Annotated in this window: 19 protein-coding genes; 8 read left to right on the top strand and 11 right to left on the bottom strand. The window is 69.1% G+C overall.

Annotated features, from left to right (window positions below):
• Positions 1-2: 2 nt before the first annotated feature.
• Both AB6807_RS23510 and AB6807_RS23505 read right to left on the bottom strand, forming a co-directional pair.
• On the bottom strand, positions 3-2,414 hold the full coding sequence (locus AB6807_RS23510) for a cytochrome P450/oxidoreductase (protein WP_371086593.1): 2,412 nt from the start codon (positions 2,412-2,414) through the stop codon (positions 3-5).
• Positions 2,411-3,403: a tripartite tricarboxylate transporter substrate binding protein gene (locus AB6807_RS23505; protein WP_116912938.1), complete on the bottom strand. Its 993-nt coding sequence runs from the start codon at positions 3,401-3,403 to the stop codon at positions 2,411-2,413. The genes AB6807_RS23510 and AB6807_RS23505 overlap by 4 nt, the downstream gene beginning before the upstream one ends.
• A gap of 134 nt (positions 3,404-3,537) precedes the next feature.
• Here AB6807_RS23505 and AB6807_RS23500 point away from each other — a divergent pair, with 134 nt between their 5' ends.
• Positions 3,538-4,362 carry an IclR family transcriptional regulator gene (locus AB6807_RS23500; RefSeq protein WP_371086441.1) on the top strand — a complete coding sequence of 275 codons (825 nt, stop codon included), beginning with the start codon at positions 3,538-3,540 and terminating at the stop codon, positions 4,360-4,362.
• 32 nt (positions 4,363-4,394) lie between these two features.
• Here the strand turns inward: AB6807_RS23500 and AB6807_RS23495 are convergent, their stop codons facing one another.
• Positions 4,395-5,222 (bottom strand): undecaprenyl-diphosphate phosphatase, encoded by an 828-nt coding sequence (locus AB6807_RS23495; protein WP_116912936.1) that lies wholly within the window; start codon positions 5,220-5,222, stop codon positions 4,395-4,397.
• A 156-nt stretch (positions 5,223-5,378) separates the two neighbouring features.
• Between AB6807_RS23495 and AB6807_RS23490 the strand changes: the two genes are divergently transcribed.
• Positions 5,379-6,275, top strand: a complete 897-nt coding sequence (locus tag AB6807_RS23490) for a hypothetical protein (RefSeq protein ID WP_371086440.1) — start codon at positions 5,379-5,381, stop codon at positions 6,273-6,275.
• Positions 6,276-6,330: 55 nt separating this feature from the next.
• Here AB6807_RS23490 and AB6807_RS23485 read toward each other — a convergent pair whose 3' ends face one another.
• From AB6807_RS23485 to AB6807_RS23475, 3 genes are read right to left on the bottom strand one after another with little or no spacing between them, the layout of a single operon-like run.
• Positions 6,331-7,002: an aspartate/glutamate racemase family protein gene (locus AB6807_RS23485; RefSeq protein WP_371086439.1), complete on the bottom strand. Its 672-nt coding sequence runs from the start codon at positions 7,000-7,002 to the stop codon at positions 6,331-6,333.
• A gap of 23 nt (positions 7,003-7,025) precedes the next feature.
• Complete coding sequence (locus AB6807_RS23480) at positions 7,026-7,943, bottom strand: transporter substrate-binding domain-containing protein (RefSeq protein ID WP_371086438.1); 918 nt, start codon at positions 7,941-7,943, stop codon at positions 7,026-7,028.
• A 53-nt stretch (positions 7,944-7,996) separates the two neighbouring features.
• Positions 7,997-9,331, bottom strand: a complete 1,335-nt coding sequence (locus tag AB6807_RS23475; RefSeq protein ID WP_371086437.1) for an aspartate aminotransferase family protein — start codon at positions 9,329-9,331, stop codon at positions 7,997-7,999.
• A 185-nt stretch (positions 9,332-9,516) separates the two neighbouring features.
• Here AB6807_RS23475 and AB6807_RS23470 point away from each other — a divergent pair, with 185 nt between their 5' ends.
• Positions 9,517-10,383 (top strand): MurR/RpiR family transcriptional regulator, encoded by an 867-nt coding sequence (locus AB6807_RS23470; protein WP_116912931.1) that lies wholly within the window; start codon positions 9,517-9,519, stop codon positions 10,381-10,383.
• Positions 10,384-10,405: 22 nt separating this feature from the next.
• Here the strand turns inward: AB6807_RS23470 and AB6807_RS23465 are convergent, their stop codons facing one another.
• A complete protein-coding gene (locus tag AB6807_RS23465) occupies positions 10,406-11,101 on the bottom strand; it encodes a GntR family transcriptional regulator (protein ID WP_371086592.1) in 696 nt (231 codons plus the stop codon).
• A 286-nt stretch (positions 11,102-11,387) separates the two neighbouring features.
• Between AB6807_RS23465 and AB6807_RS23460 the strand changes: the two genes are divergently transcribed.
• Entirely contained in the window at positions 11,388-11,753 is a 366-nt protein-coding gene (locus AB6807_RS23460) for an SPW repeat protein (protein WP_371086436.1), read from the top strand.
• Positions 11,754-11,868: 115 nt separating this feature from the next.
• Here the strand turns inward: AB6807_RS23460 and AB6807_RS23455 are convergent, their stop codons facing one another.
• From AB6807_RS23455 to AB6807_RS23440, 4 genes are all read right to left on the bottom strand, one after another.
• Entirely contained in the window at positions 11,869-13,371 is a 1,503-nt protein-coding gene (locus tag AB6807_RS23455; RefSeq protein WP_371086435.1) for an efflux transporter outer membrane subunit, read from the bottom strand.
• A 13-nt stretch (positions 13,372-13,384) separates the two neighbouring features.
• A complete protein-coding gene (locus tag AB6807_RS23450) occupies positions 13,385-16,678 on the bottom strand; it encodes an efflux RND transporter permease subunit (protein ID WP_371086434.1) in 3,294 nt (1,097 codons plus the stop codon).
• Positions 16,679-17,303: 625 nt separating this feature from the next.
• Positions 17,304-20,417, bottom strand: a complete 3,114-nt coding sequence (locus AB6807_RS23445) for an efflux RND transporter permease subunit (RefSeq protein WP_116912900.1) — start codon at positions 20,415-20,417, stop codon at positions 17,304-17,306.
• Positions 20,418-20,478: 61 nt separating this feature from the next.
• The gene (locus AB6807_RS23440) at positions 20,479-22,005 is read right to left on the bottom strand and encodes an efflux RND transporter periplasmic adaptor subunit (protein ID WP_371086433.1); all 1,527 of its coding nucleotides are present in this window, start codon (positions 22,003-22,005) and stop codon (positions 20,479-20,481) included.
• A gap of 296 nt (positions 22,006-22,301) precedes the next feature.
• On the opposite strand from AB6807_RS23440, the gene AB6807_RS23435 reads away from it, so the two are divergent.
• From AB6807_RS23435 to AB6807_RS23420, 4 genes are read left to right on the top strand one after another with little or no spacing between them, the layout of a single operon-like run.
• Complete coding sequence (locus AB6807_RS23435) at positions 22,302-22,823, top strand: DUF6622 family protein (protein ID WP_116912898.1); 522 nt, start codon at positions 22,302-22,304, stop codon at positions 22,821-22,823.
• A 57-nt stretch (positions 22,824-22,880) separates the two neighbouring features.
• Positions 22,881-23,855 carry a sterol desaturase family protein gene (locus tag AB6807_RS23430; RefSeq protein ID WP_371086432.1) on the top strand — a complete coding sequence of 325 codons (975 nt, stop codon included), beginning with the start codon at positions 22,881-22,883 and terminating at the stop codon, positions 23,853-23,855.
• The gene (locus AB6807_RS23425; RefSeq protein ID WP_116912896.1) at positions 23,852-24,166 is read left to right on the top strand and encodes a 2TM domain-containing protein; all 315 of its coding nucleotides are present in this window, start codon (positions 23,852-23,854) and stop codon (positions 24,164-24,166) included. The genes AB6807_RS23430 and AB6807_RS23425 overlap by 4 nt, the downstream gene beginning before the upstream one ends.
• Positions 24,163-25,269, top strand: coding sequence for a sensor histidine kinase (locus tag AB6807_RS23420; protein WP_371086431.1), 1,107 nt, complete (start codon positions 24,163-24,165; stop codon positions 25,267-25,269). The genes AB6807_RS23425 and AB6807_RS23420 overlap by 4 nt, the downstream gene beginning before the upstream one ends.
• The last annotated feature ends 23 nt before the right edge of the window (positions 25,270-25,292 follow it).

Genomic DNA, 25,292 nt, shown 5'->3' with positions numbered 1-25,292 from the left:
GTTCAAAGCTCCAGCACCAGCCGGCCTTGCCCCTCGCCCTGGGCGCTACAGGCGCGCGAGCAGCAGGCCATCATCTTGGTGTTGGCCTCGCGCTCCATGCGCGTGAGCACCACGTCGCGGTGGTCGACCTTGCCCGACAGCACGCGCACTTCGCAGGAGCCGCACAGGCCCTCTTCGCAGTCGCTCTGCACATCGACATTGGCGGCGCGCAAGGCGCTCAGCAAGGTCTGGTCGGGCGGCACGGTGAGCACCAGGCCGGAGTCTTTCAGCTCGACCTCGAAGGCATGCTCCTTCGACGGGTCGAGCGTGGCCAGCGTCGATTCGAAATGCTCCACGCGCAGCGCGCCCTCGGGCCATGCGGCGCACGCGTCTTCCAGCGCCTCGAGCATGCGCAGCGGGCCGCAGGCGTACACCTGCGCGCCGGGCACGGGCTGCGCGAGCAGCGCCTGCAGGTCGTTGCGGCGGCCTTCGCTCGCGGCGTGCAGGTGCAGGCGCTCGCCGTGCAGCGCGACCAGCTCGTCGACGAAGGCCATGCTGGCGCGGCCGCGGCCGCTGTAGTGCAGCTCGTAGTCCATGCCCAGCGCCTTGGCGCGCCGCGCCATCGCGCTCACCGGCGTGATGCCGATGCCGCCCGCGATGAAGATGGCCTTCTTCAGCGACTCGTCCAGCCTGAAGTGATTGCGCGGGCCGCGAATGCGCAGCCGGTCGCCAGCTTTCACGTTCGCATGCACCCAGGCCGAGCCGCCGCGGCCCTCGGGCTCGTGCAGCACGGCGATCTCGAGCACGCCGGCCTCGTCCGGGTCGCCGCACAGCGAGTACTGGCGAGACAGGTCGGCGGTGCCGCATTCCACGTCGATGTGCGCGCCGGGCGTCCAGCGCGGCAGCGGCTTGCCGTCGGGCGAGGCCAGGCGCAGCCTGACGATGCCGTCGGCCACCGGCGTCACGCGCTCGACCACCACGGGCCGCGCGATGGCGCCGGCGGAAGGTTCGCCAATGCGTACCGGTACCGGCACCTGCACATCGCGCAGGGCCTTGTTCGCGCGCTCGGGGTTCGCCGCCGGGTCCCATTCCACGAGCAGGTGCTCCGGCCCGCGAAACGAGGTGTTCGGCACGTAGGTGAAGCGCTGCGCCGACAGCTTCATGTGCGGCAGGCGGCGCGTGAACTCCTCCAGGAAGATCTGCATTTCCATGCGCGCCAGGTTCTTGCCCATGCACTGGTGCGAGCCGTAGCCGAAGGTGAGGTGGTCGCTGGCGTTGTCGCGGCGAATGTCGAACAGGTCGGCGTCCTCGAAGTGGCCTTCGTCGTGGTTGGCCGACGAGGTGACGATCAGCAGGCGCGAGCCCGCGGGCAGGTCGACGCCGTCGATGCGCGTGTCCCTGGTGACCAGGCGGCGCCACGCGGCCACCGAGCCGTTGTGGCGCAGGCACTCTTCCACCGCGTTGGGAATCAGGCCCGGGTCTTCGCACAGCTCCTGCCACACCTGCGGGTGCTGCAGCAGCAGCTTCATCGCGTTGGCGGTGGCGTTGGCGGTGGTCTCGTGCGCGGCGACGATGCCGGCCATCATCATCGAGTGCAGGTACGAGTCGGTCACCACCTCGGGCTGCAGCGCCTGCTTGCGAATGCCGTACTGCATCCAGCCGGGCGCGTCGGGGTCTTGCCGCATCTTCTCGAGCACCTTGCCGGCGTACTGCCAGAAGTTGCCCACCGCGTGCGCCACGGCCACCTGCTCTTCGGGCCTGGGGCGGCCCCAAGTGTTGACGGTGTGGGCAATGGAGTACTTGCGCAGCGTGTCCATGTCTTCCTCGGGCACGCCGAGAAAGTGCAGCGCCACGGTCAGCGGAATTTCCCACAGCATCTGGTCGACGAGGTCGGCCTTGCCGTCGTCGATGAAGCGGTCCACATACGTGCGCGCCAGCTCGCGCACCATCGGCTCGTGGTGCTTCAGCGCCTCGGGCGTGAACGGGTCCATGAGGGCGCGGCGGCGCGGCATGTGCGCGGGCTCGTCCTCGTTCACCAGCGTGCGGTTCAGCGCGAAGCCGTACGACGCCAGCACCGCGTTGGCCTCCTCGCCGGTGGGCGTGATCTTTTCCAGCGCGTTCGACGGGCTGAAGGTGATGTTGTCGCGAAACACCGCCTTGATGTCCGCATAGCGCGTGAGCACCCAGTAGCCCAGCTTGGGGCTGTAGAAGACGGGCTCCTGCTCGCGCGCCCAGCGCACGTACTCGGGCGGGTCCTGCTGGTAGCCGTCTTCGAAGGGGTCGAAGCCGGCGGCGCGCTGGCTCACCGGGCAGCCGGTGGGCGTGCGCTCGGTAGACAGCGCGCCGTGCGCGACGGGGCAGCCCGAACGCCGCGGGGCGCTCGTGCTCGCGGCTGGCTGGGCGGGGGCGGTGTCTGGCATGGCGTGGGTTCTCAGTCGAGGGTGATCTTGAGATCGCGGATGAGCTTTTGCCAGCGCACGGTCTCGTTCTTGAGCAGCTCGGCGTACTGCGCGGGCGTGTTGCCCACCGGCTCCACGCCGAAGTCGACCATGCGCGTGCGCACCGACGGCTCGTTGATGGCCGCGACGATCTGGCGGTTCAGCGTCTTCACCACGTCGGGCGGCGTGGCCGAGGGCACGACCACGCCGACCAGCGCGGCGGCTTCGACATTCTTGTAGCCCAGCTCGGCGAAGGTGGGCACGTCGGGTAGCTGCGGCAGGCGGGTGGCGTTGGCCACGGCCAGCGCGCGCACCTTGCCGCCCTTGATGAAGCCCGAGCCCGCGGCCAGGTCGACCATCATGGCCGGCAGCTGCCCGCCGACCACGTCGGCCAGCGCGGGCGCCGCGCCGCGGTACGGCACGTGCACCATGAAGAGCTTGGCCTCCACCTTCAGCAGCTCCATCGCCAGGTGGTGCGGGCTGCCCGCGCCGGCCGAGGCGTAGTTGATGCCGCCGGGCTTGGCGCGCGCCTGCGCGATGAAGTCCTTGGCCGAGGCGAAGCCCGAGTTGGCGCCCACCACCAGGATCATCGGGAACTTGCCCATCAGCGTGACCGGGGCCAGGTCCTTGGTGGGGCTGTAGGTGAGCGACTTGTACAGCGCCGGGTTGAACACCAGCGTGCCGTTGTCGGCCGAGAGGATGGTGTAGCCGTCCGCCGGCGCGCGCGCCGTTTCCGCGGCGCCCAGGGCGGTGTTGCCGCCGGGCTTGTTGTCGACCAGCACCGGCTGGCCGACCTGCGTCGAGAAAGTCTGCGCGACCGTGCGCGCGAGAAAGTCGGAGCCGCCGCCGGCCGCGTACGGAACGATCCAGCGGATCGGCTTGGCGGGGTAGGTCTGCGCGCTGGCGGCGGTGGCGCCAAGGCCGGCGACGGCCGCGATGCCGGCGAAGGAAATGACCGCGAGGGCGCGGGCGGCGTGCTTCTTCATGGGGGTGTCTCCGGGATGGATATTGTGTATTGCGTAATTATCATACGCATTGCGTAATATGCAGATCACGGGTTTACCCGGCCTCCTCGGCCGTTTTCAGGGCGCCCCGGACCTGCACCTAACATCGGGCGCACATGACCTCATCGCCGGAACCCATCGCCGCCCCCACCCCCGCACGTGAACGCCGCCAGCGCGTGCAGGCCGCCGAAACCGGCATGGCCGTGCTCAAGGGGCTGGCGCACCTGGGTGGGCGCAGCAGCCTCACCGCCCTGTCGACCCACGTGGCCGAAAGCCCGGCCAAGGTGCACCGCTACCTCGCCAGCCTGATGGAAGAAGGCCTGGTGGCGCAGGATGCCGCCTCGCAGCACTACTACCTGGGCACCGAGGCCATCCAGATCGGGCTGGCCGCCATGCGCCAGGCCGACCCCATTCGCGCGGCCGAGCCCTGCCTGATAAGCCTGCGCGAAATGCTGGAGGTGACCTGCTTCGTCGCGGTCATGGGCAACAAGGGCCCGACCATCGTGCGCTTCGAGGAACCGGGCCTGCCGGTGACGGTGAACGTGCGCGTGGGCTCTGTGATGTCGATGCTGTGGTCGGCCACCGGGCGGGCCTTCCTGGGGCTGCTCGACGAGTCGCGCGTGCTGGCGCTGGCCGAGCAGGAACTGGGCGACGCCACGCCCGACATGCGCGCGCTGCTCGACGCGAAAGACCCGATCGGCAGCTTGCGCCGCGAGGTGCAGCAGGCGCGCTGCGCCAGCGTGAAGGACACCTACCTGCGCGGCATCAGCGCCGTGGCGGCGCCGGTGTACGACTACGCGGGCCGCGTGAGCGCGGTGATTACCGCGCTGGGCGCCACGGGCGGGTTCGACCCCGCCATCGACGGCCCCATCGCCGTGGCGGTGCGGCAGGAGGCCCGGGCCGCCAGCGCCCTGTTGGGCGCGGCCGTGGCCTCGGCCTGAAGTTTCAAACGCTCAAGTTTTGCGCAGGCGGCTCAGTCCGCCCACACCACCACGCCGCTCCAAGCGGTCGCCAGCACCACGATGCCGAAGGCGATGCGGTACCAGGCGAAAGGCACGAAGCTGTGGCTGCTGATGTAGCGCAGCAGCCAGCGCACGCACAGCCAGGCGCTGATGAACGAGAACACCAGCCCCACCGCGAACAGCGGCAGGTCGGCCATCGACAGCGCCGCGCGCTCCTTGTAGACGCTGTACACGCCCGCACCGATGAGCGTGGGAATGGCCAGGAAGAACGAGAAATCGGTCGCCGCCTGGCGCGACAGGCCCAGCAGCATGCCGCCGATGATGGTCGAGCCGCTACGGCTGGTGCCCGGGATCATGGCGAAGCATTGCACCAGGCCCACCTTGAGCGCGTCCCACGGCGTCATGTCGTCCACGTGCTCCACGCGCACCGAGCCGGGCGGGCGCTTCTCGGCCCACAGGATGATGAAGCCGCCGATGATGAAGGTGCTGGCCACCACGGTCGGGATGAACAGGTGCGCCTTGATGACCTTGCCGAACAGCAGGCCCAGCACCACCGCCGGCAGGAAGCCGATGAAGATGTTCAGCGCCAGGCGCTGCGCCTTGGGCTGGCGGGGCAGCGCCACCACGGTGGAGCGGATCTTCTGCCAGTACACCAGGATCACCGCGAAGATCGCGCCGGTCTGGATGGCGATCTCGAAGACCTTGCCCCGGTTGTCGCCGAAGCCGCCGAGCAACGAGCCCGCAAGAATCAGATGGCCTGTCGACGAAATCGGAAGAAATTCGGTCAGCCCCTCCACGATGCCCATGATGGCGGCCTTGACCAGCAAAACGATGTCCACGCGTACTCCTTGAAAGAGCGGCAATTATGGCGAGGCGGGTGGTCAGCCGGCGTTCAGGTGAGCACCCCGGATACCCAGTTCTGGTGATGTTCGGATGCATTGTGTTGACACATAGTCACAAATGCGCGGACCCCGCGGTCCGCAGGAGCCTCACCCATGCAGACGTTCACCCCCGGCAACGGGCTCGAAGAACACGTCTCCACCGCCGACGACCACGGCGAAGACCGGCGCAAGAACGTGCACGACCTGGAGCGCGAGCAGTGCGAGTCGATCCGCCGCGTGAGCCAGGCCACCGGCGCCTCGGCCGGCGAGCTGCGCCGGCTGATGCAGCGCCTGCTCGACATCGACCGTTCGGGCACCAGCGCGGGCATCGTGGCGCAGGGCCACATCGCGGCCGACCGCATGCAGTCGGCGATGCCGCTGCTCGACCTGGGCGACGGGCGCACCGCCGACCAGCGCAGCGACGCGGTGCAGAGCCTCGACTTCTGGCTGCTCGAGCCGCTGGACCCGGCGCACGACAAGAAGTGGTACGCGCGCTGGAAGTTCTGGAGCTTCGTGCTGGGCGCCTCGGGGCCCGACGTGGCGCTCACGCTGCAGGGGCTGGCGCTGCGCCCCACCGAGCCCGGCGACACGCATGCCGACCTTGTGGCCAAGGCGCGCAAGGTGCTGGAAAGCTGGCGCCGCACCTCGGAGCCGCTGTTCTGGGCGGCGGTTGAGTGCTACGTGCGCCAGCATTCGTTCTCGCTGGAAACGCAGGCCTACCTCATGCACTGCATTGCCGCCATGTTCCCGGGCGACGGCATGAAGCTGTCGAACGCGCAGAGCGAGCAGCTCACCGCCGTGCTGGCCGACACCTGGTGCAACGCCCTGGGCAACGCCGCGGCCATGCCCTCGGCCGACATCTACCGGCGCCTGTCGCAGGGGCTGCAGGCCACCGACCGCGAAAGCAACATCACCCGGACGCTGGGGCGCAGCGACGCGGCGCAGATCGCGATCACGGCGCTGTTCTCGATCATCGAGAGCAGCCGCGCGGCGATGAAGCAGCGGGCCTGAGCTTGCGGGCCTGAGCTTGCGGGCCTGAGCTTGCGGGCCTGAATCAGCGGCTGGATCAGCGCTGCGTGGCGCGGCGCCGCAGCGCGCGCACCGCGCTGTCCACCGTGGTCAGCACCGGCAACCCGCTCGCAGCCTCGCAGGCCGTGCGCGCCCGCGCCATGCTGAACTGCGCCAGCGCGATGCGCGTGCAGCCGCGCTCGCGCAAGGCGGCCGCCTGCGCGGCGATGAGCGCGTCGTGCCGCTGCGTGTCGCCGGCGTTCAACGCGTCGAGAGCGCCTTCGGCCAGCGCCGTTTCCAGCTCGGTGTCCGACGCGAACTCCGGCGGCATCGAGGCCAGCGTGGGCGCGAAGGTAGCAATGAGCCCTAGCCTGCCCTGCCCTTGCGCCATCGTCTCTGCCACTTTCTCGGCAGCTTCCTCGACCATGGCCTCGTTCGGCTTGAGCACCGGAATGCCCGCGTGCCGGCGCGCCACCGCCTCGATGCACGGCCCGAAGGCCGAGCAGGTGAACAGGATGCCGCGCGCGCCCGTGTCCACCGCGTACTGCGCCAGCCGCTGGAAGCGCTCGTGCATGGCCGCGTCCAGCCCCTTGCCGTCGCGCGCCAGGTCGGCGGAGAGGCTGTCGTCGAGCAGGTTCATGCGCACCGCCTCGGGCCAGTCGCGCGCAAAGGCTTCGTTGATGGGCGCGACGGAGTGCGAGAGCGCGTGGATCAGGGCAATGCGGGTCATGGTGCGGCGAGCTTCGGATGCGCTCAGATGCCTTTGGACGACGGGTTCGCGAACGCGTCCTTCGTCTCGGCATTCAGCGGGTAGTTGATGTTGATGCCCTTCGGCGGAATGGGCGACATGAACCACTTGTTGTACAGCTTTTCCATGTCGCCCGACTTCATCATGCCGGAGACCACGCGGTCCACCAGCGCCTTGAAGGCCGGGTCGTCCTTGCGGAACATGAGCGACTGGTTCTCGGTGCGCAGGCTCTCGCCGGTGATGACGAAGTCCTTCGGGTTGCGCGCGTTCGCGAGCTGCCCGGCCAGCAGGATGTCGTCGAGCACGAAGGCCTGCGCGCGTCCACTCTCCACCAGCAGGAAGGAGTCGCTGTGGTCCTTGCCCGCGAGGTTGGTCACGTCGAGGCTGCGGCCGCGGTCGGCCTCGCGCAGCAGGCGGAACGAGGTGGTGCCGGTGGTGGTGGCCACGGTCTTGCCCTGCAGGTCTGCGATGCCCTTGATGCCCGAATCGGCCTTGACCAGCATGCGCACGTTGTAGCGAAAGATGTCGGGCGAGAACGCCACCTGCTTCTGCCGGTCGACCAGGTTGGTGGTGGAGCCGCACTCGATGTCGACCGTGCCGTTCTGCACCAGCGGCATGCGGTTGGCCGAGGTGACGGCCTGGTACTTGATTTCGATGGCGGGCATCTTCAGCTCGGTCTTCAGCGCCTCGACGATGCGGTTGCAGATCTCGATGCTGTAGCCGACGGGCTTCAGGTTGCCGTCGAGGTACGAGAAGCCGAAGGACGACTCGCGGTAGCCGAAGGTGATGGCGCCGCTGGCCTTGACCTTGGCGAGCGTGTCGGTGTCCTGCGCGCGGGCGGCGAAGGCCAGCGCGAAGGAAAGCGAAAGGGAGAGCGACAGTGAAAAGGCACCGCGCGAAAACGACAGACGTGGCTTGGGCATGGAACGCTCCTTGGAACGACGGTTGAAGGAAAAAGCGGAAAGAAAAAAGGCGCTCAGCGCACGGCCGCGCGCGTGACCGCGTCGATGGACTCGGCCAGCCGCTCGGCAATGGCCTGCAGGTGCTGCCGCGTGGCGATGAAGGGCGGCGCCAGCAGCACGTGGTCGCCCTGGCGCCCGTCGACCGTGCCGCCGAAGGGGTAGCACAGCAGGCCGCGGGCCATGGCGTCTTTCTTCACGGCGGCGTTCAGCTTGAGCGCCGGGTCGAACGGCGCCTTGCTGGCGCGGTCGGCGACCAGCTCCAGGCCCCAGAAGAAGCCGCGGCCGCGGATGTCGCCCACGTGCGGGTGCCCGCCCAGCGCCTCGCGCAGCATCGCGCCGAAGGCCACGCCGTCTTCGCGCACCTTGGCGACCAGCCCGTCGCGGCGGATCACGCGCTGCACCGCGAGCGCGGCGGCGCAGGCCATCGGGTGGCCCAGGTAGGTGTGGCCGTGCTGGAAGAAACCGCTGCCCTGCGACATGGCCTCCACGATGCGGCGCTGCGCCAGCACCGCGCCCACCGGCTGGTAGCCGCCGCCCAGGCCCTTGGCGATGGTGATCAGGTCGGGCACCACGCCCTCTTGCTCGCAGGCGTGCAGCGTGCCGGTGCGGCCCATGCCGCACATGACCTCGTCGAGGATCAGCAGCACGCCGTACCTGTCGCACACCGCGCGCACCGCCTTGAAGTAGCCCGGCACCGGCGTCAGCACGCCGGCGGTGGCGCCGCCGACCGTCTCTGCCACGAAGGCGATCACGCGGTCGGCGCCCTGCGCGAGGATGGCCGCTTCGAGCTCGGCCGCCAGCCGCAGGCCGTACTGCTCCGCGCTTTCGTCGTCGCGCTGCTCGCGGTACGGGTAGCACGGCGCCACGTGCGTGGCCGGCACCAGGATGGGTGCGAAGGGCTCGCGCCGCCAGGCGTTGCCGCCCACCGCCAGCGCACCCAGCGTGTTGCCGTGGTAGCTCTGGCGTCGCGCGATGAAGTGGGTGCGCTGCGGCTGGCCGGTTTCCACGAAGTACTGGCGCGCCATCTTCAGCGCGGACTCCACCGCCTCGGAGCCGCCGCTCACCAGGTACACGTGGCTCATGCCCTCGGGCGCGGAGCCGATGAGCTCGTCGGCCAGCTGCTCGGCCACCTCGCTGGTGAAGAAGCTGGTGTGCGCGTAGGCCAGCGTGTCGAGCTGCGCGTGCATGGCGGCCAGCACCTCGGGGTGCGCATGGCCCAGCGAGGAGACCGCGGCGCCGCCGGAGGCGTCGAGGTACTCGCGGCCTTCGGCGTCGCGGATGAACATGCCGTGCGAGCCGGCGGCGACGGGTGGGGTCTGGCGGAGGTGGCGGTGGAAAACGTGCGTCATGGCGGGTGGGGTCGGGTACGGAAGAGTCCGGGACGGTCCGGGTGGCAGTTCGGGTAGCGGTCAGGTTTCTTTTGGAACTAACGTTTCGGTTGAATTATTGTTTGAAACATTTGTTCCGTCAACTGTTCCATTCGAACCCCTCCGGTACATTTGTTCCAGACACAGCCGAAGAGAGACACCACGCCATGGGCGCCAGAGACCAGATCCGCCAGCGCTTCAACGAACTGAGCCCCGCCCTGCAGCAGGTGGCGCGCTACGTGCTCGACCACCCGAACGAGGTGGTCACGGGCTCGATGCGCAACGTGGGCACGCGCTCGCAGAGCACGCCGGCCACGCTGGTGCGCTTCGCCCAGCACCTGGGCTTCGAGGGCTGGCCGCAACTGAAGGAGGCCTTTGCCGCGGACATGGGCCTGGGCACCGACACCTACGGCGGTCGCGCCAAGCAGCTGGTGGGCCGCGCCCAAGACCAGAGCCTGACCGGCGAGATGTTCGAGGTGCAGCGCCGCAACCTCGAGGCCACGCACCAGCAGAGCGAGCAGGCGCTGCAAAAGGCCTGCGCGCTCATCGAGAAGGCGCCGGCCGTGCATGCGGCGGGGTTCCGGGCGTGCTTTCCGATCGCGTTCTCGTTCGTGTACGTCTACCGCATCTTCCGCAGCAGCGTGCACCTGGTCGACGGCCAGGGCGGCTCGCTCGAAATGCAGCAGCGCGCCTTCGCCAAGGGCGACGCGCTGGTGGTGGCCAGCTTCGCGCCCTATTCGCGCGAGGCGCTGCAGGTGACGCAGGCGGCCAAGGCGGCGGGCTGCCGCATCGTGGCCATCACCGACAGCCTGGGCTCGCCGCTGTCGCTGCTGGCGGACGAGACGCTGCTGTTCACCATCCACAGCCCCTCGTTCTTCCCGTCGGTGGCGGCGGGGGTGGCGCTGTCGGAGGCGCTGGTCGAGCTGCTCGCGAGCCGCGCGGGCAAGCCGGTGGTGCGGCGCATCGACCAGGCGGAGGCGCAGCTGTTCGAGTCGGGCGCGTACCTGGCGCCACCGGCGTCGCGCGGCGGGTAGGCGCGCGGCAACGGGCGCAGGGTCAGACCCTGGCCATTGCGCGCGCCTCGGTCGCGTTCTTGCGCAGGTGGTGCACCAGCAGGTCGCGGTGGCCCAGGATGTGGTCGCGCATGGCCGCCTCGGCCTCCACGCCGTCGCGCTGGCCCAGCGCCTCCAGGATGCGGGTGTGGTCGTCCAGCGCCTGCAGCGCCTGCTCGTGGCGGTAGAGCTGCATCGACGCGTCGCGGTTGTGCGGGCGCAGGTTGCTGTCGAAGATGATGGGCAGCTGGCAGGCCCGGTACACCGCCTCGGTCAGCCAGCGGTTGTCCGCCGCCTGCAGCAGCTTGCGGTGGAAGTCGAGGTTCAGCTCGTGCCAGCGCAGCGCCCGCGCCGAGGTCCAGTCCCTGTTCTGCAGCAGCCGGGCCTGCTCGCCCACCAGGGCCGCCAGCTGGGCGAACACCTCGTCGTCGATGCCGCGCTCGCCCAGCAGCCGGCAGGCCATGCCTTCGAGGTTGGCGCGCAGGGTGAAGGCGTCGAACACGTCCTTGGCGTTGAAGCGGCGCACCTGGAAGCCCTTGTTGGGCAGGTACACCAGCAGCCCCTCGTCCGCCAGCCGCGCCATGGCGCCGCGCACCGGCGTGCGCGACACGCCTAGCTCGGTGGCCAGCGCAATCTCCATAAGGTGGCAGCCGGGCGCGAACACGCCGTCGAAGATCTTGTTGCGCAGCGTTTCGGCCACGGACAACGCGCGTGTCCGGGAAGGATCTGGGGGGGTCATCGAGGGTCGAGAACGGGTGGTGTCAGCCAGGGCTCGGGAATGAGCCGGGCGCATGGTACGGCCCCGTATCGAAGCTTCATATCCCCGGTTTCCGTAAAAATTCGAAGAAAGTTGATTTTTCGAAAATTGAGGAAAAGTTCCTAACTGCTGTCTGCATTCATATGGCATGCACGCCGTGGAACCTCGCCGCGCCGAAACGGGTCCAACACCGCGTCGCGGCGTCGTGTCGCGACAGGAGGCAATGACCATGAAGCAATTGAAGCACTGGCAAGACCCCGTCAACGCCGTCGCCGGCGCCTGGCTGATCGTCTCGCCCTGGGTCCTGGGCTTTTCGGACATGACGCCCGCCATGTGGACCATGGTGGCGACCGGCATCGTGCTGGGCGCCGTGGCACTGGGCGCGACCTTCGTGCCCCGACAGTGGGAAGAGTGGACCGAGGTCGCGCTGGCGGCCTGGCTTGCGGTGTCTCCCTGGCTGGTCGGTTTCCGCGGCCTGGAGCCGGCGCTGGTCAACGCGGTGCTGGTGGCCGCGGTGATATTGGTGCTCGCGCTCTGGGTGCTGGTGACCGACAAGGACTACCTGGGACACACCATCGACCGTCCGGCGCATTGACCATCGGTGCGCCGCGACATGACAAGGCCCGCCCCGGCGGCATGCGCGCCGGCCAGCGGGCCTGAGGACGGGCAAGGCCGGCATTGGCGCCCTGCCCGCCCGCCAGATCAGCCGTTCACTGCGCGCGGGGCGTGGTGGCGGGATCCGTTTGTTGCGTGTTTGCGCTGCCGCCCATCCACCCCGCCTGCCAGCCACCGCCCATCGCCTGGACCAGCGCGATGGCGGTGGTCTGGCGGTTCACCTGCAACTGCACCAGCGTGCGCCGCGCGCTCAGCGCAGCTGCCTGCGCCGTGACCACGTCCGTGTAGCTCACCTGGCCCGCGCGATAGCGGTTGAGCAGCTGCTGCTCGGTCTTGTCGGCCGCCGCCGAGGCTTCGCGCCGCAGGCCCTCCTGCTGCGCCAGCGTGGCGCTGGCGGTGAGCTGGTCTTCCACCGCCTGGAAGGCCGTGAGCACGGTCTGCCGATAGCGCGCCACGCTCGATTCGTAGCCGGCCTTGGCCGAATCGACATTGGCCGCGATGGCGCCCGCGTCGAACACCACCTGCGCCACCGAGAAGCCCAGCGACCACAGCGAGTTGGCCGAGCTGAACAGGTCCTTCACGCGGCTGGCGTTGCTGCCCACCGAGGCCGTGAGGTTGATGTTGGGAAAGTACGCCGCCCGCGCGATGCCGATCTGCGAATTGGCCGAGGCCACCGTGCGCTCGGCCGCGGCAATGTCGGGCCGGCGCTGCAGCAGCGTCGAGGGCACGCCGGTCGGCACGCCCGGCACGCTGGGCGTCCATTTGTCGGCCGGCAGGCTGAAGTCGGCCGGGGCCACGCCCAGCAGCGTGGCGATGGCGTGCTCGTAGGTGGCGCGGCTGCGCTGCAGGCCCACGCGGTCGGCCTTGGCGTTGACCAGCTGGGTCTGCGCCTGCAGCACGTCGGTCTGCGCGGCGATGCCTGCGGCGTAGCGGTTGCTGGTGATGTCGAAGGCGCGCTGGTAGCCCTGGATGGTTTCGTCCAGCAGCACCATTTCGGCGTCGGCCTCGCGCAGCGAGAAGTAGTTGATGGCCAGGTCGCCTATGGCCGAGAGGCGCGCCGCGGCCAGGTCGGCCTCGCTGGCCTGCGCATTGGCCTGCGCGCTGCTCACGGCCTCGCGCAGGCGGCCCCACACGTCGGGCGTCCAGCTGGCGCCCAGCGTGGCGGAAAACGCGTTCGACGGGCTCGATCCGCTGGTGCCGCCACCGCCCACCGTGCCCGTGCGCTTGCCCGAGCCGTCGAGCGACACCGACGGGAACAGCGCCGCCCGCTCGCCGCGCACCAGCGCCTGGGCCTGCGAGTAGTTGGCCACCGCCGCGGCGATGTTCTGGTTCGACACCTGCACACGGCCGGCCAGGTCGTCGAGCGTGGCGTCGTTGAACAGCTTCCACCATTCGCCGCGGTCCAGCGCGTCCGCCGGCGCGGCCGGCAGCCAGCCTTCGGCGGTCTGCAGCTCCTTCCAGTTGGAGGGCAAGGCGGTGGTGGGCTGCTCGTAGCGCGGGCCCACGGCGCAGCCGCTGACGGTGAAAGCGATGGCAAGGGCCGCGGCCAGTGCGAGCGCCGAGCGCGGAAAACGGGAGGCGAAAGGCAATGCGTTCATGGTGTCGTTGTTCTCAGGCGGGCGTGGCGCGGCTCAGTTCGTGTTCGTTCTTGCCGCGGCGGCGCAGCTTGTCGAGCAGCAGGTAGACCACCGGCGTGGTCAGCAGCGTCAGCAACTGGCTCGCGATGAGCCCGCCGATGATCGCCACGCCCAGCGGCCGGCGCAGCTCGGCGCCCTCGCCGAAGCCGATGGCCAGCGGCAGCGCGCCCAGCGCCGCGGCCAGCGTGGTCATCAGGATGGGGCGAAAGCGCAGCAGGCAGGCCTCGCGCACCGCCTCCAGCGGCGTGAGCCCGCGCGAGCGCTCGGCCTCCAGCGCGAAGTCGATGATCAGGATGGCGTTCTTCTTCACGATGCCGATCAGCAGGAACACGCCGATGAGCGCGATGATGGAGAACTCCATGCGGAACATCAGCAGCGCCAGCACCGCGCCCACGCCGGCCGAGGGCAGCGTCGACAGCACCGTGATCGGGTGCACCAGGCTTTCGTACAGGATGCCCAGCACGATGTAGATCACCACCAGCGCCGCCGCGATCAGCATCACCTGCTGGCCCTGCGACTGCTGCGCGCTGGCGGCGGTGCCCGCGAAGGCGCCGCGCACGTTGGTGGGCATGGCGATGTTGGCCTCGGCCTTGGCGATGGCCTCGCGCGCGTCGCCCAGGTTGGCGCCTTCGGCGAGGTTGAACGAGATGGTGGTGGCCAGCTCGCCGTCTTCGTGGCTCACCGAGGTGGCCACCGACTGCTCCTCGAACTTCGCGACCGCCGACAGCGGCACCAGGCTGGTGGCCGTGTTGCTCAGCACGTTGCCCGACGAGGCATTGCGCAGCGCCGGGTTGGCGGACACGGGGACCGCGGCGCTGGCGGCGCTGGAATTGCTCGAAGAAGAAGAAGAAGAAGAAGAAGAAGAAGAAGAAGACGACCCCGTCGAAGTGGCTGCCGCCACCTGCGTGGTCACCGTCTGCCCCGCCACCACCGACGTTTTGGTCGCCGGCACGTAGATGTCCTTCAGCGCGTTCGGGCTGCGCGTGTAGCGTGGCGCCCATTCCATCACCACGTGGTACTGGTTCAGCTCGGTGTAGATGGTGGCCACCTGCCGCTGGCCGAAGGCGTTGTACAGCGCGTTGTCGATCGAGGTCGAGGTCAGCCCGAGCCGGCGCGCGCTGTCGGGGTCGATCTTGGCCACCGTTTCCACGCCGTTCTCGTCCTGGTCGGTGTCGATGTCGGTGAGCACCGGCTGCTGCTTGAGCTCTTCGGACAGCTTCAGCGCCCAGGTGCGCAGGTCGGCCAGGCTGTCGCTCTTCAGCGTGTACTGGTAGGTCGAGTTGCTCGACCGGCCGCCCGAGCGCACGTCCTGCACCGTGCCCAGGAACACCCGCAGCCCCGTCACCTCGGCCAGCTGCGGGCGCAGCCGCGCGATGACGGCCAGGCCGCTTTCGGTGCGCTGGTTGGCCGGCTTCAGGTTGACGAACATGAAGCCGCCCCCGGCCCGGCCGGCGCCGGTGAAGCCCACCACCGTGTCCACGGCCGGGTCCTTGCGGATGATGTCCACCACCTGCCGCAGCTTGGCCGCCAGCGCCTGCGAAGAAATGCTCTGGTCGGCGCGCAGGCCGCCGTTGAGCTGGCCGCTGTCCTGCTGCGGAAAGAAGCCCTTGGGCGCGGCACTGAACAGGTACACGTTCAGCCCCACCACCGCCACCAGGATCAGCATGACCAGGCCCTTGCTGTCGAGCGCCCAGTCGAGGCTGGTCTCGTAGCGCTTCAGGATCCAGTCGTAGCTGCGCGCGGCCATGCGGCCCAGGCGGCCTTGCGGCTTGTTCTTGTCGTGCTCGCCGCCCGGCTTGAGCAGCCAGGCGCACATCATGGGCGTGGTGGTGAGCGAGATGACCAGCGAGATCAGCACCGCCGCCGACAGCGTGACCGCGAACTCGCGGAACAGCCGCCCCACCTGCCCGCCCATGAACAGCAGCGGAATGAACACCGCCACCAGCGACACGCTGATCGACAGCACCGTGAAGCCCACCTCCTTCGCGCCGAGCAGCGCCGCCTTCATGCGCGTCATGCCCGACTCGATGTGGCGGCTGGTGTTCTCCAGCACCACGATGGCGTCGTCCACCACGAAGCCGGTGGCCACCGTGAGCGCCATCAGGCTCAGGTTGTTCAGGCTGAAGCCCAGCAGGTACATGACCCCGAAGGTGCCCAGCAGCGCCGCCACCGTGGCCACCGCGGGCACGATGGTCGCGCGCACGCTGCGCAGGAACAGGCTCACCACCAGCACCACCAGGATCACCGAGATGACCAGCGTGAACTCCACCTCGCGCAGCGAGCCGCGGATGGAGTTGGTGCTGTCCGACGCCACCTGCAGCGTGACGTCCGGCGGCAGCTGCGCCTGCAGCTCGGGCAGCAGCGCGCGCACGCTGTCGACCGTCTCGATGATGTTGGCCGAAGGCTGGCGCGTGATGAGCACGATGATGGCCGGCTCGCCGTTGAAGAGGCCGAGCGTGCGCGTGTCTTCCACGCCGTCGATCACCTCGGCCACGTCCTGCAGCCGAACCGCCGCGCCGTTGCGCCAGGCGATGACCATCGAGGCGTAGTCGCTCGCGCGCAGCGCCGGCGTTTGCGTGTAGATCTGCAGCTTGCGCCCGTCGCCCTGCACCGTGCCCTTGGGCCGGTTGGCGTTGGAGGCCTGGATGGCCGCGCGCACGTCGTCGGTGCTGATGCCGTAGCGGCTGAGCGCGAACGGCAGCAGCTCGATGCGCACCGCCGGCAGCGAGCCCCCGCCGATTTCCACGTCGCCCACGCCGTCGACCTGCGACAGCCGCTGGCTGACGATGTTGGACACCGCGTCGTAGATCTGGCCCGGCGTCTTGGTCTTTGAAGTGAGCGCCAGGATGATGACCGGGGACGCGGCCGGGTTGGCCTTGCGGTAGGTCGGGTTGCTGCGCAGGGTGGCGGGCAGGTCGACGCGGCTGGCGTTGATGGCGGCCTGCACTTCGCGTGCGGCGCCGTCGATGTTGCGGCTCAGGTCGAACTGAAGCGTGACACGGGCGGAGCCCACCGAGCTGGTGGACGTCATTTCGTTGACGCCTGCGATGGTGCCCAGGTGGCGCTCCAGAGGGGTTGCCACGCTGGTGGCCATGGTCTCGGGGCTGGCGCCGGGGATGGAGGCTCTGACGGAGATGACGGGGTAGTCGACCTGGGGGAGCGGGGATACCGGCAATACGAAGAATGCCGCTATGCCGGCCAGGGCGATGCCTATGGTCAGGAGGACTGTGCCTATCGGGCGCTTGACGAAGGGGAGCGACAAGTTCATGGTCGCGCTCCTTGCGGAGGGCAGAGGCCGGGTCTCGCCCCGGCAGGCGATCTACTTTCTTTTGCTTCGCCAAAAGAAAGTAGACAAAGAAAAGGCGACCCTGCTGTCCGCGTCCCTCCGCTTCGCTGCGGGCAACCTGCGGTGCTCACGTTTCGCGGGGTCCCGCCCAAACTCGCTTCGCTCAAACAAGGGCGAGCCCTGATCCGCGAAACGCTCCGCTCCTCGGCACGGCCAGAAGGGAGGTGAATGCCAACAGGCCATCGCTGCGCTCGGCCTGCCTGTTTCCAACAGCCGATAGCAGTACCAGGCATCGCAGCCGCAAAGCGGCAGCGATGCCTTGGGGGCCGAGCGCAGCGATGGCCCGTCTGGTTCCCTGCCCCTCTGGCTGCGCCGAGGAGCGGAGTGTTTCGCGGATCAGGGCTCGCAGCTGTTTGAGCGAAGCGAGTTCTGCGAGACCCCGCGAAACGCGAGCACCGCAGGTTGCCCGTAGCGAAGCGCAGGGTCGCAGACAGTGGGGTCGCCTTTTCTTTGGCAACTTTCTTTTGGCGAAGCAAAAGAAAGTGGCTCGCCCGCCGGGGCGAGACCCGGCCCCGGACAGCAAACGGCAAGCAGGAGCAAAAACGATTCAAACCGCTTCCTCCTCAACCACCCGCCGCGTACTCCCCCCACCCATCCGATCAAACGCCAGATAAATCACAGGCGTGGTGAACAGGGTCAACAGCTGGCTGACAATCAGCCCCCCAAAAATCGCAAGCCCCAGCGGACGGCGCAACTCCGCCCCATCCCCGAAGCTCAACATCAATGGCACGGCGGCGAACAACGCAGCCAGCGTCGTCATCAGGATAGGCCGCAACCGAAGCAGCGCAGCCTGGTGAATCGCCTCCCGAGGCGACTTCCCCTGCGTACGCTCCGCATCGATCGCAAAGTCGATCATCATGATCGCGTTCTTCTTCACGATGCCGATCAGCAAAATGATCCCGATGATGCCGATCACCCCCAGGTCGTTGCCCGTGATCATCAGCGCCAGCAACGCGCCGACGCCGGCGGATGGCAGCGTCGACAAGATCGTCAGCGGATGCACGTAGCTCTCGTACAGCACGCCCAGCACGATGTACACGCACACCACCGCCGCAAGAATGAGCCAAAGCTGGTTCGACAGCGACCGTTCATAAGCGCCCGACGCCCCCAGGAAGGTCATCGTCACGCTGCTGGGCAGCCCGATGTCCTTGGCGGCCGCGCGAATGGCGTCCACCGAATCGCCGAGCGACACGCCCGGCGCGGTGTCGAAGTTCAGCGTGCTGGCCGGGTACTGCGCCACGTGCGTGATCTGCAGCGGCGCCTGCTGCTCTGAAATCTGCGCGATGGCCGACAGCGGCGTGGCCGTGCCCGAGCCGGCGATGAGGTTCAGCTGGCCCAGGGTCTGCGGCGTGTTCACCATGCCGGGCTGCGCCTCGAGGATCACGCGGTACTGGTTGGTCTCGGTGAAGATGGTCGAGACGATGCGCTGGCCGAAGGCGCTGTACAGCGCGTCGTCAACAGTGCTCGCGGTGATGGACAGGCGCGCGGCGGTGTCGCGGTTCACGTTCACGAAGGCGGCCAGCCCCTGCGCGCCGGCGTCGCTGCTCACGTTGCGCACCTTGCTGGAGTCCTGCAGCCTGGCCACGAGCTTCTTCATCCACTCGGTGATGGCCGCGCTGTCCACGCCTTCGAGCGACACGCGGTACTCGGTGGGGCCGGTCTCGGCGTCGATGGTCAGGTCTTGCGTGGGCTGCAGGTACAGCGTCACGCCGGCCACCTGGTGCACGCGCTCGCGCAGGCGGTCCATCACCTCCTGCTGGCTGCCGCGGCTCTTCTTCAGGTTGATGAGCATGCTGCCGGTGTGCAGCATGGTGTTGTTGGCGGCGTCCACGCCGACGAAGGAGCTCAGGTTCTCGACGTCGGGGTCTTCGAGCACGGCGTGCGCGGCCTGCAGTTGCAGCTGCGCCATGCGGTCGAAAGACACGTCTTGCGCGGCCTGCACGCGGCCTTGCAGCTGGCCGGTGTCCTGCGTGGGGAACAGGCCCTTCGGAATGCTCAGGTAGAGCACCACGGTCAGCACCATGGTCAGCAGCGCGACCAGCAGCGTGAGCGGCTGGTGGTCGATCACCCAGTGCAGCGAGCGGTCGTAGCGCACCATCACGCGGTCGAAGAAGCGCTGGGCGCGCGCGCCGAAGCCCTTGCCGCCGGGCTCTTTCTTCGGCTCGTGCTTGAGCCAGCGCGCCGACATCATCGGCACCAGCGTGAGCGAGACCACGGCAGAGATCAGGATGGTGATGGCCAGCGTGACCGCGAATTCGCGGAACAGCCGCCCTACCACGTCGCCCATGAACAGCAGCGGAATCAGCACCGCGATGAGCGACACCGTCAGCGAGATGATGGTGAAGCCGATTTGCGTGGCGCCCTTGAAGGCGGCCTGCAGCGGCTTCTCGCCCTCCTCGATGTAGCGCGCGATGTTCTCGATCATGACGATCGCGTCGTCCACCACGAAGCCGGTGGCGATGGTGAGCGCCATCAGGCTCAGGTTGTTCAGGCTGTAGCCCAGCAGGTACATGAGCCCGAAGGTGCCGATGAGCGAGATGGGCACCGCGATGCTCGCGATGACGGTGGCGCGCAGGCTGCCCAGGAAGGCGAAGATCACCAGCACCACCAGCACCACGGCCAGCACCAGTTCCATTTCCACGTGTTCCACCGAGGCGCGGATGCCGGCGGTGCGGTCGCTGAGCACGTCGATCTTCAGGCCCGCCGGAAAGCCCGCCTGCAGCTCGGGCAGCTGCTTCTTGATGGCGTCGACCGTGGCGATCACGTTGGCGCCGGGCTGGCGCTGCACGTTCAGGATGATGGCCGGGGTGAGCTTGTTGTCGGTGGCCTTGCTGCCGGCCCAGGCGCCGAGCTGCGTGTTCTCGGCGCTGTTGACCACCTGCGCCACGTCGACCATGCGGATCGGCGCGCCGTTCTTGTAGCTGACGATGAGGTTCTTGTAGTCCTCCACCGTGAGCAGCTGGTCGTTCGAGTTGATGGTGTACGCGCGCTTGGGGCCGTCGAAGCTGCCCTTGGCGCCGTTGGAGTTGGCCGCGCTGATGGCGGTGCGCAGCGTGTCCAGCCCGATGCCGTTAGCCGCGAGCGCCTGCGTGTTGGCCTGGATGCGCACGGCCGGGCGCTGCCCGCCGCTGAGCGACACCAGCCCCACGCCCGAGACCTGGCTGATCTTCTGCGCGAGCCGCGTGTTGACCAGGTTCTGCACCTCGGTGAGCGGCAGCGTGTCCGAGGTGATGGCCAGCGTGAGCACGGGCGCGTCGGCCGGGTTCACCTTGGCGTACACGGGCGGCGCGGGCAGGTCGGCCGGCAGCAGCGAGCCGCCGGCGTTGATGGCGGCCTGCACCTCCTGCTCGGCCACGTCCAGCGTCTGGCCCAGGGTGAACTGCAGCGTGATGATCGACACGCCCGCGGCGCTGGTCGAGCTCATGCGGTCCAGCCCCGACATCTGGCCGAACTGGCGCTCCAGCGGCGCGGTGACGGTATTGCTCATGACCTCGGGGCTGCCCCCGGGGTAGAGCGTCTGCACCTGGATGGTCGGGTAGTCGACCTGCGGCAGGGCCGACAGCGGCAGGAAGCGGAACGCCACCAGGCCGGCCAGCACGATGGCCACCATCAGCAGCGAGGTCGCCACCGGTCGAAGAATGAACGGGCGTGAGGGACTCATCGGGCGCGGCGCTTGCTGTCGTTCGGGGTGTCGGGGGAATCTGCGGCGGTGCCTGCCGGGCTCAGCGGATAGCGCCGCCCGGAGCGGCGGGCGGGGTGCCCGGCGTCAGGTTGGGCGCGGCCGGCGGCGTGGACGTGGCCGGTGGCGAGGTGGGCGATTCGGCCGGAGGGGCGCTGCGGGCGCCGCCTGTGCCGCCGGTACCGCCTGGGCCACCTTGCCCGGCACCGCCTTCGCGGCGACCCGCGCCGCGTTCGCCACGCTCACCCCGGTTCCCGCGCCGCGCCCCCGACGCCGCGCCGGCCGCCGGCACCGCCGGCCGGTCGACCGAGGTCTGCACGCGCGCGCCGTCCTTCAGCCGGTCGCCGCCTTCGGTCACGACCTGCTCGCCGGCCTTCAGGCCCGACATGACCGCCACGTTGTCCACGCTCGACTCGCCGCGCGTCACCGTGCGCTGCGACACGGTGCTGTCGTCGTTCAGCACGTACACGTAGTCGCCGTTGGGCCCGTGGCGCAGCGCCGTCACCGGGATCACCACCGCCCCGCTCACGGTGCGCAGCAGCAGCCGCAGGTTGACGAACTGGTTCGGAAACAGCGCGTTGTCGGTGTTGGTGAAGCGCGCCTTGGCCTTCACGGTGCCGGTGGCGGTGTCGACCAGGTTGTCGAGCGTGGCGAAGGTGCCGTTGGCCAGCCGCCGCGTGCGGGTGCGGTCGAAGGCGGTGGCGTCGAGCCTGGCGCCCTGGCCCAGGCGCTCCTGCACCTCGGGCACGCGGTCTTGCGGAATGGAAAACTCCACGTCGATGGGCGCGATCTGCGTGATGGTCGCCACGCCGTTGGTGGTGCCGGTCGAAATGTAGTTGCCCGCGTCGATGGGCCGCAGGCCGATGCGCCCGCTCACAGGCGCGGTGATGCGGCTCCAGGCGAGGTTGAGCTTGGCGGTGTTCTCGTTGGCGCGGTCGATGGCCACCGTGCCTTCGAGCTGCTTGACCAGCGCGGCCTGGGTGTCGACGTCTTGCCGGGCGATGGAGTCCTGCCCCAGCAGGGTCTGGTAGCGCTGCAGCGTGACGCGTGCGGCGGCCAGCTGCGCCTCGTCGCGCTGCCGCGCGCCGCTGGCCTGCGCCAGCGCGTTCTGGAACGGCGCGGGGTCGATGGTGGCGAGCACGTCGCCCTTCTTCACCATCTGCCCCTCCTGGAAGAGCACGCCCGTGAGCACGCCCGACACCTGCGGCTGCACGATCACGTTGGCCAGCGGGGTGACCGTGCCCAGCGCCTCGAGCTGCACCGGAATGTCGGCCTGCTTGGCCGTGGCGATGCCGACGGTGCTGGAAGCGGCGCCGCCGCCACCTCTCCCACCAGGGCCGCCGGGGCCACCAGGCCCCCCGGGCCCACCCGCGCGGGCGCCGCCCCCAGGGCCCGCCCCCGGACCGGCCGCGGGCGTCTTCGACCGCTGGATCAGGTACCAGGCCCCGCCGCCCAGCGCCACGAGCAGCAGCAGGGTCAGCAAGGCGCCGACCCAGCGGCGCCGGCGCACCGGCGGATGGGTTGGCGACACGTTGGAGGGCAAGGCTTCGGGTTGTTTTTCTTGTTCCATGGACGGTGCGTGCGAAGGATGCGGAGGTGCGAACCGGGGTAGTACAGCGCGGAATGGTAGTCCGGCTGTTTGCTGGGCCGTAAAGCGACGGTAAAGCTGTCACATGTCGGTGCGGGACGCCCGATCGTGCCTGCAATTCGCGCCGCCCCGATGCAACTCGCGCCCCCGTCCTGCATTCCGTCGCACGCCCGTGGCGAGGCGGCGCGCGCCCCGGCACAGTCCGCTCCATCGATCCCCGTCCCTTGCCCTCGTTCTTCCAGATTCCTTCAACCTTCAACCGTCAACGGAGCGCCACCATGCTGATGCAAGTCATCCTCCATACGCCCAAGTGGGTGTTCGCCGTCTTCTTCCTGCTGCTGTGGCTGGGCGCCAAGCAGCTGCTCACCAACCAGGTGAGCCTGAGCCGCGTCACCCTGATGCCCGTGGCCATGGGCGGCCTGTCGGTGTACGGCATGGTGTCGGTGTTCGGCGATGCCGTCGGCCCGCTGCTGGGCTGGGCCGCCGCCGCGGTGGTGATGCTGTCGCTGGTGCTGCAGCGCCCGCTGCCCGCCACCACCCGCTACGACGCGGCGCAACGCCGCTTCCACGTGGCCGGCAGCGCGGTGCCCCTGGCGCTGATGATGGGCATCTTCCTGACCAAGTACGTGGTGGGCGCCGCCCTGGCCATGCACCCCGAGCTGCGCCAGCAGGCCGCCTTCGGCCTCGTGGTGCCGGTGCTTTACGGCGCCTTCACCGGCGTGTTCGTGGGCCGTGCGGTGCGCCTGTGGAAGCTGGCCATCCGTACCGACGCCATGGCGGGCCAGGTCAGCGCCGCCTAAGATCTTCGAGCGGTACCCAAGCAGCCCTGTCGCTCCAGCCTTCCAGGAACAGCCACCATGAACGCCCTCCTGCTGATCCTCAAGATCTCCGTCGCGGTGGTGCTCGTCGCCTCCATCGCCGAAGCGCTCGTGCTGTCTTTTCGCCATGGCTGGCGCGGCTACGACTGGAAGGCCTCCGCCATTTCGGTGGTCGACTTCCTGGTGCGGGAGTACCCGCTGCGCTGGGTGCTGCCGCTGGCGTTCTGGACGGGCGCCATGGACTGGTTCTACGCCCACCGCCTGTTCAGCCTGCCCATGGACCACTGGAGCGGCTGGGTCGCCTGCTTCATCGGCCAGGAGTTCTGCTACTACTGGTACCACCGGGCGGCGCACCGGGTGCGCTGGTTCTGGTGCACCCATGCCATCCACCATTCGCCGAACCAGCTGAACCTGTCGGCCGCCTACCGCTTCGGCTGGACGGGCCGGCTCACCGGCACCCTGGCCTTCTTCATGCTCGCGCCGCTGCTGGGCATGCCGCCGAAGGTGGTGCTGCTGATGTTCACGCTGAACCTGCTGTACCAGTTCTGGATCCACGCCACCTGGATCCCGCGCCTCGGCCCGCTGGAATGGGTGCTGAACACGCCCTCGGCCCACCGGGTGCACCACGCCTCGAACCTGGAATACCTGGACGGCAACTACGGCGGCGTGCTCATCGTGTTCGACCGGCTGTTCGGCACCTACATTCCCGAGCGCGCCGACCTGCCCTGCCGCTACGGGCTGGTGAACCCGATCACCTCGTACAACCTGCTGGAGATCGAGTTCAGCCAGTGGCGCGCGCTGCTGCGCGACCTGGCCTCGGCCCGCTCGCTGCGCGCCTTCGCCGGCTACCTGGTGAAGCCGCCAGGCTGGAAGCCCGAAGGGCCCGGCGACACGACCGAGGAGCTGCGCGAGCGCGCTGCGTTGCAGGCCGCGCCGGTGCCACCGGCGGCACCGGCTCCGGCGGGCCCCCTCCCCGACTTCATTCCCGTGCAGTACAACAAGGAGCTGTCATGAACTACACCTCTTCCAATCTTCCGAACGCCTCCAGTGCCTCGCCTTCCGAGGTCGAGCGCCTCGCCCGCCGCCGCGCCGGCGCCAAGATGGGCTGGTACATCCACGCCTTCGTCTATGTGCTGGTCAACGTCGGGCTGGTCGGGCTGTCGGCCTCCAGGGGCCACACCTGGGCGATCTACCCGCTGATGGGCTGGGGGCTGGGGCTGCTGATCCACGGGGCCGTCATCTGGTTCGTGGCGCCGGGCGGCGGCTTCTACGACCGCCTGGTGGAGCGCGAACGCCGCGCGCTGGCCGGCAGGAACCACGGATGAGCGTGGGCCCGCTCGCGGCCAGTCCGAGGCCGCCCGTTCCCCGGTTCGGGGCCGAGAACCTGCGGGACATGCTGCGGCATGGGCTGATCACGGCCGTGTTCTGCTGCCTCATCGCCGGGGCGCTGACGCTGAGCGAGCACGGCAACGGCAACTGGGCCGACCACCTCGTCTACTCGCTGGCGATCGGCATGCTGAGCTGGCTGTTCATCGACATCAGCCGCCTGCTGGTCACCGGGCACCGCGACATCCGCTGGCCGCTCGGCGGCTGGGGCTACCTGCTGGTGGCCGTCGGCGTGACCTTCGGCTTCGTGGGCGGCAACTTCATCGGCGACGCATGGATCGGCGCGCCGATGCTGGATTTCGCCGGGCAGAAGCTGGCCACCGGCGTCGTCATCACCATCGCCGCGACCATCGGCATGTGCTACTTCTTCTACAGCCTGGGCAAGAGCAAGCACCTGCAGGTGCAAATCGACCTGGCGCAGCGCGCGGCCACCGAGGCGCGGCTGAAGCTGCTCGAAACGCAGCTGGAGCCGCACATGCTGTTCAACACGCTGGCCAACCTGCGCGTGCTCATCACCCTCGACCCGCCGCGCGCCGTGGCCATGCTCGACCGGCTGAACAGCTACCTGCGCATGACGCTCAGCGGCTCGCGCGCGCTGTCGCATCCGCTGTCGGCGGAGTTCGACCGGCTGGGCGACTACCTGGAGCTGATGTCGGTGCGCATGGGCGAGCGGCTGCGCTACACGCTGGAGCTGCCCGACGCCCTGCGCGACGTGCCCGTGCCGCCGCTGCTGCTGCAGCCGCTGGTCGAAAACGCCATTCGCCACGGGCTGGAGCCCAAGGTGGAAGGCGGCCTTGTCGCGGTGCGCGCGCGGCGCGAGGCCGACCTGCTGGTCATCGAGGTGAGCGATACGGGTGTCGGTGTCGGTATCGGTGTCGGACTCGATGCGGCGCCGTCGTCCGAGGGTGGCGGTTTCGGCGTCGAGCAGGTGCGCGAGCGGCTGGCCACCGTGTACGGCGACCGGGCGCGCATGCGCCTGGCGCCGTCGCAGGAACCCGAAGGCGGCACCTGCGCCACGCTGAGTTTTCCGCTGCCGGGCTGACCCCGCAAACCAAGAACACACCT

The sequence above is a fragment of the Variovorax sp. RCC_210 genome, from assembly GCF_041355175.1.
Taxonomy (GTDB): domain Bacteria; phylum Pseudomonadota; class Gammaproteobacteria; order Burkholderiales; family Burkholderiaceae_C; genus Variovorax.
This window is presented reverse-complemented; position numbering and strand designations above follow the sequence as displayed.

Excerpts from the sequence above, each read along its gene's own strand:
- AB6807_RS23470 (WP_116912931.1), top strand. The coding sequence starts at position 9,517 with ATGGGCGCCAGAGACCAGATCCGCCAGCGCTTCAACGAACTGAGCCCC.
- AB6807_RS23440 (WP_371086433.1), bottom strand. The coding sequence starts at position 22,005 with ATGGAACAAGAAAAACAACCCGAAGCCTTGCCCTCCAACGTGTCGCCA.
- AB6807_RS23445 (WP_116912900.1), bottom strand. The coding sequence starts at position 20,417 with ATGAGTCCCTCACGCCCGTTCATTCTTCGACCGGTGGCGACCTCGCTG.
- AB6807_RS23475 (WP_371086437.1), bottom strand. The coding sequence starts at position 9,331 with ATGACGCACGTTTTCCACCGCCACCTCCGCCAGACCCCACCCGTCGCC.
- AB6807_RS23430 (WP_371086432.1), top strand. The coding sequence starts at position 22,881 with ATGAACGCCCTCCTGCTGATCCTCAAGATCTCCGTCGCGGTGGTGCTC.
- AB6807_RS23450 (WP_371086434.1), bottom strand. The coding sequence starts at position 16,678 with ATGAACTTGTCGCTCCCCTTCGTCAAGCGCCCGATAGGCACAGTCCTC.
- AB6807_RS23455 (WP_371086435.1), bottom strand. The coding sequence starts at position 13,371 with ATGAACGCATTGCCTTTCGCCTCCCGTTTTCCGCGCTCGGCGCTCGCA.
- AB6807_RS23480 (WP_371086438.1), bottom strand. The coding sequence starts at position 7,943 with ATGCCCAAGCCACGTCTGTCGTTTTCGCGCGGTGCCTTTTCACTGTCG.
- AB6807_RS23420 (WP_371086431.1), top strand. The coding sequence starts at position 24,163 with ATGAGCGTGGGCCCGCTCGCGGCCAGTCCGAGGCCGCCCGTTCCCCGG.
- AB6807_RS23505 (WP_116912938.1), bottom strand. The coding sequence starts at position 3,403 with ATGAAGAAGCACGCCGCCCGCGCCCTCGCGGTCATTTCCTTCGCCGGC.
- AB6807_RS23460 (WP_371086436.1), top strand. The coding sequence starts at position 11,388 with ATGAAGCAATTGAAGCACTGGCAAGACCCCGTCAACGCCGTCGCCGGC.
- AB6807_RS23425 (WP_116912896.1), top strand. The coding sequence starts at position 23,852 with ATGAACTACACCTCTTCCAATCTTCCGAACGCCTCCAGTGCCTCGCCT.
- AB6807_RS23500 (WP_371086441.1), top strand. The coding sequence starts at position 3,538 with ATGACCTCATCGCCGGAACCCATCGCCGCCCCCACCCCCGCACGTGAA.
- AB6807_RS23485 (WP_371086439.1), bottom strand. The coding sequence starts at position 7,002 with ATGACCCGCATTGCCCTGATCCACGCGCTCTCGCACTCCGTCGCGCCC.
- AB6807_RS23435 (WP_116912898.1), top strand. The coding sequence starts at position 22,302 with ATGCTGATGCAAGTCATCCTCCATACGCCCAAGTGGGTGTTCGCCGTC.
- AB6807_RS23490 (WP_371086440.1), top strand. The coding sequence starts at position 5,379 with ATGCAGACGTTCACCCCCGGCAACGGGCTCGAAGAACACGTCTCCACC.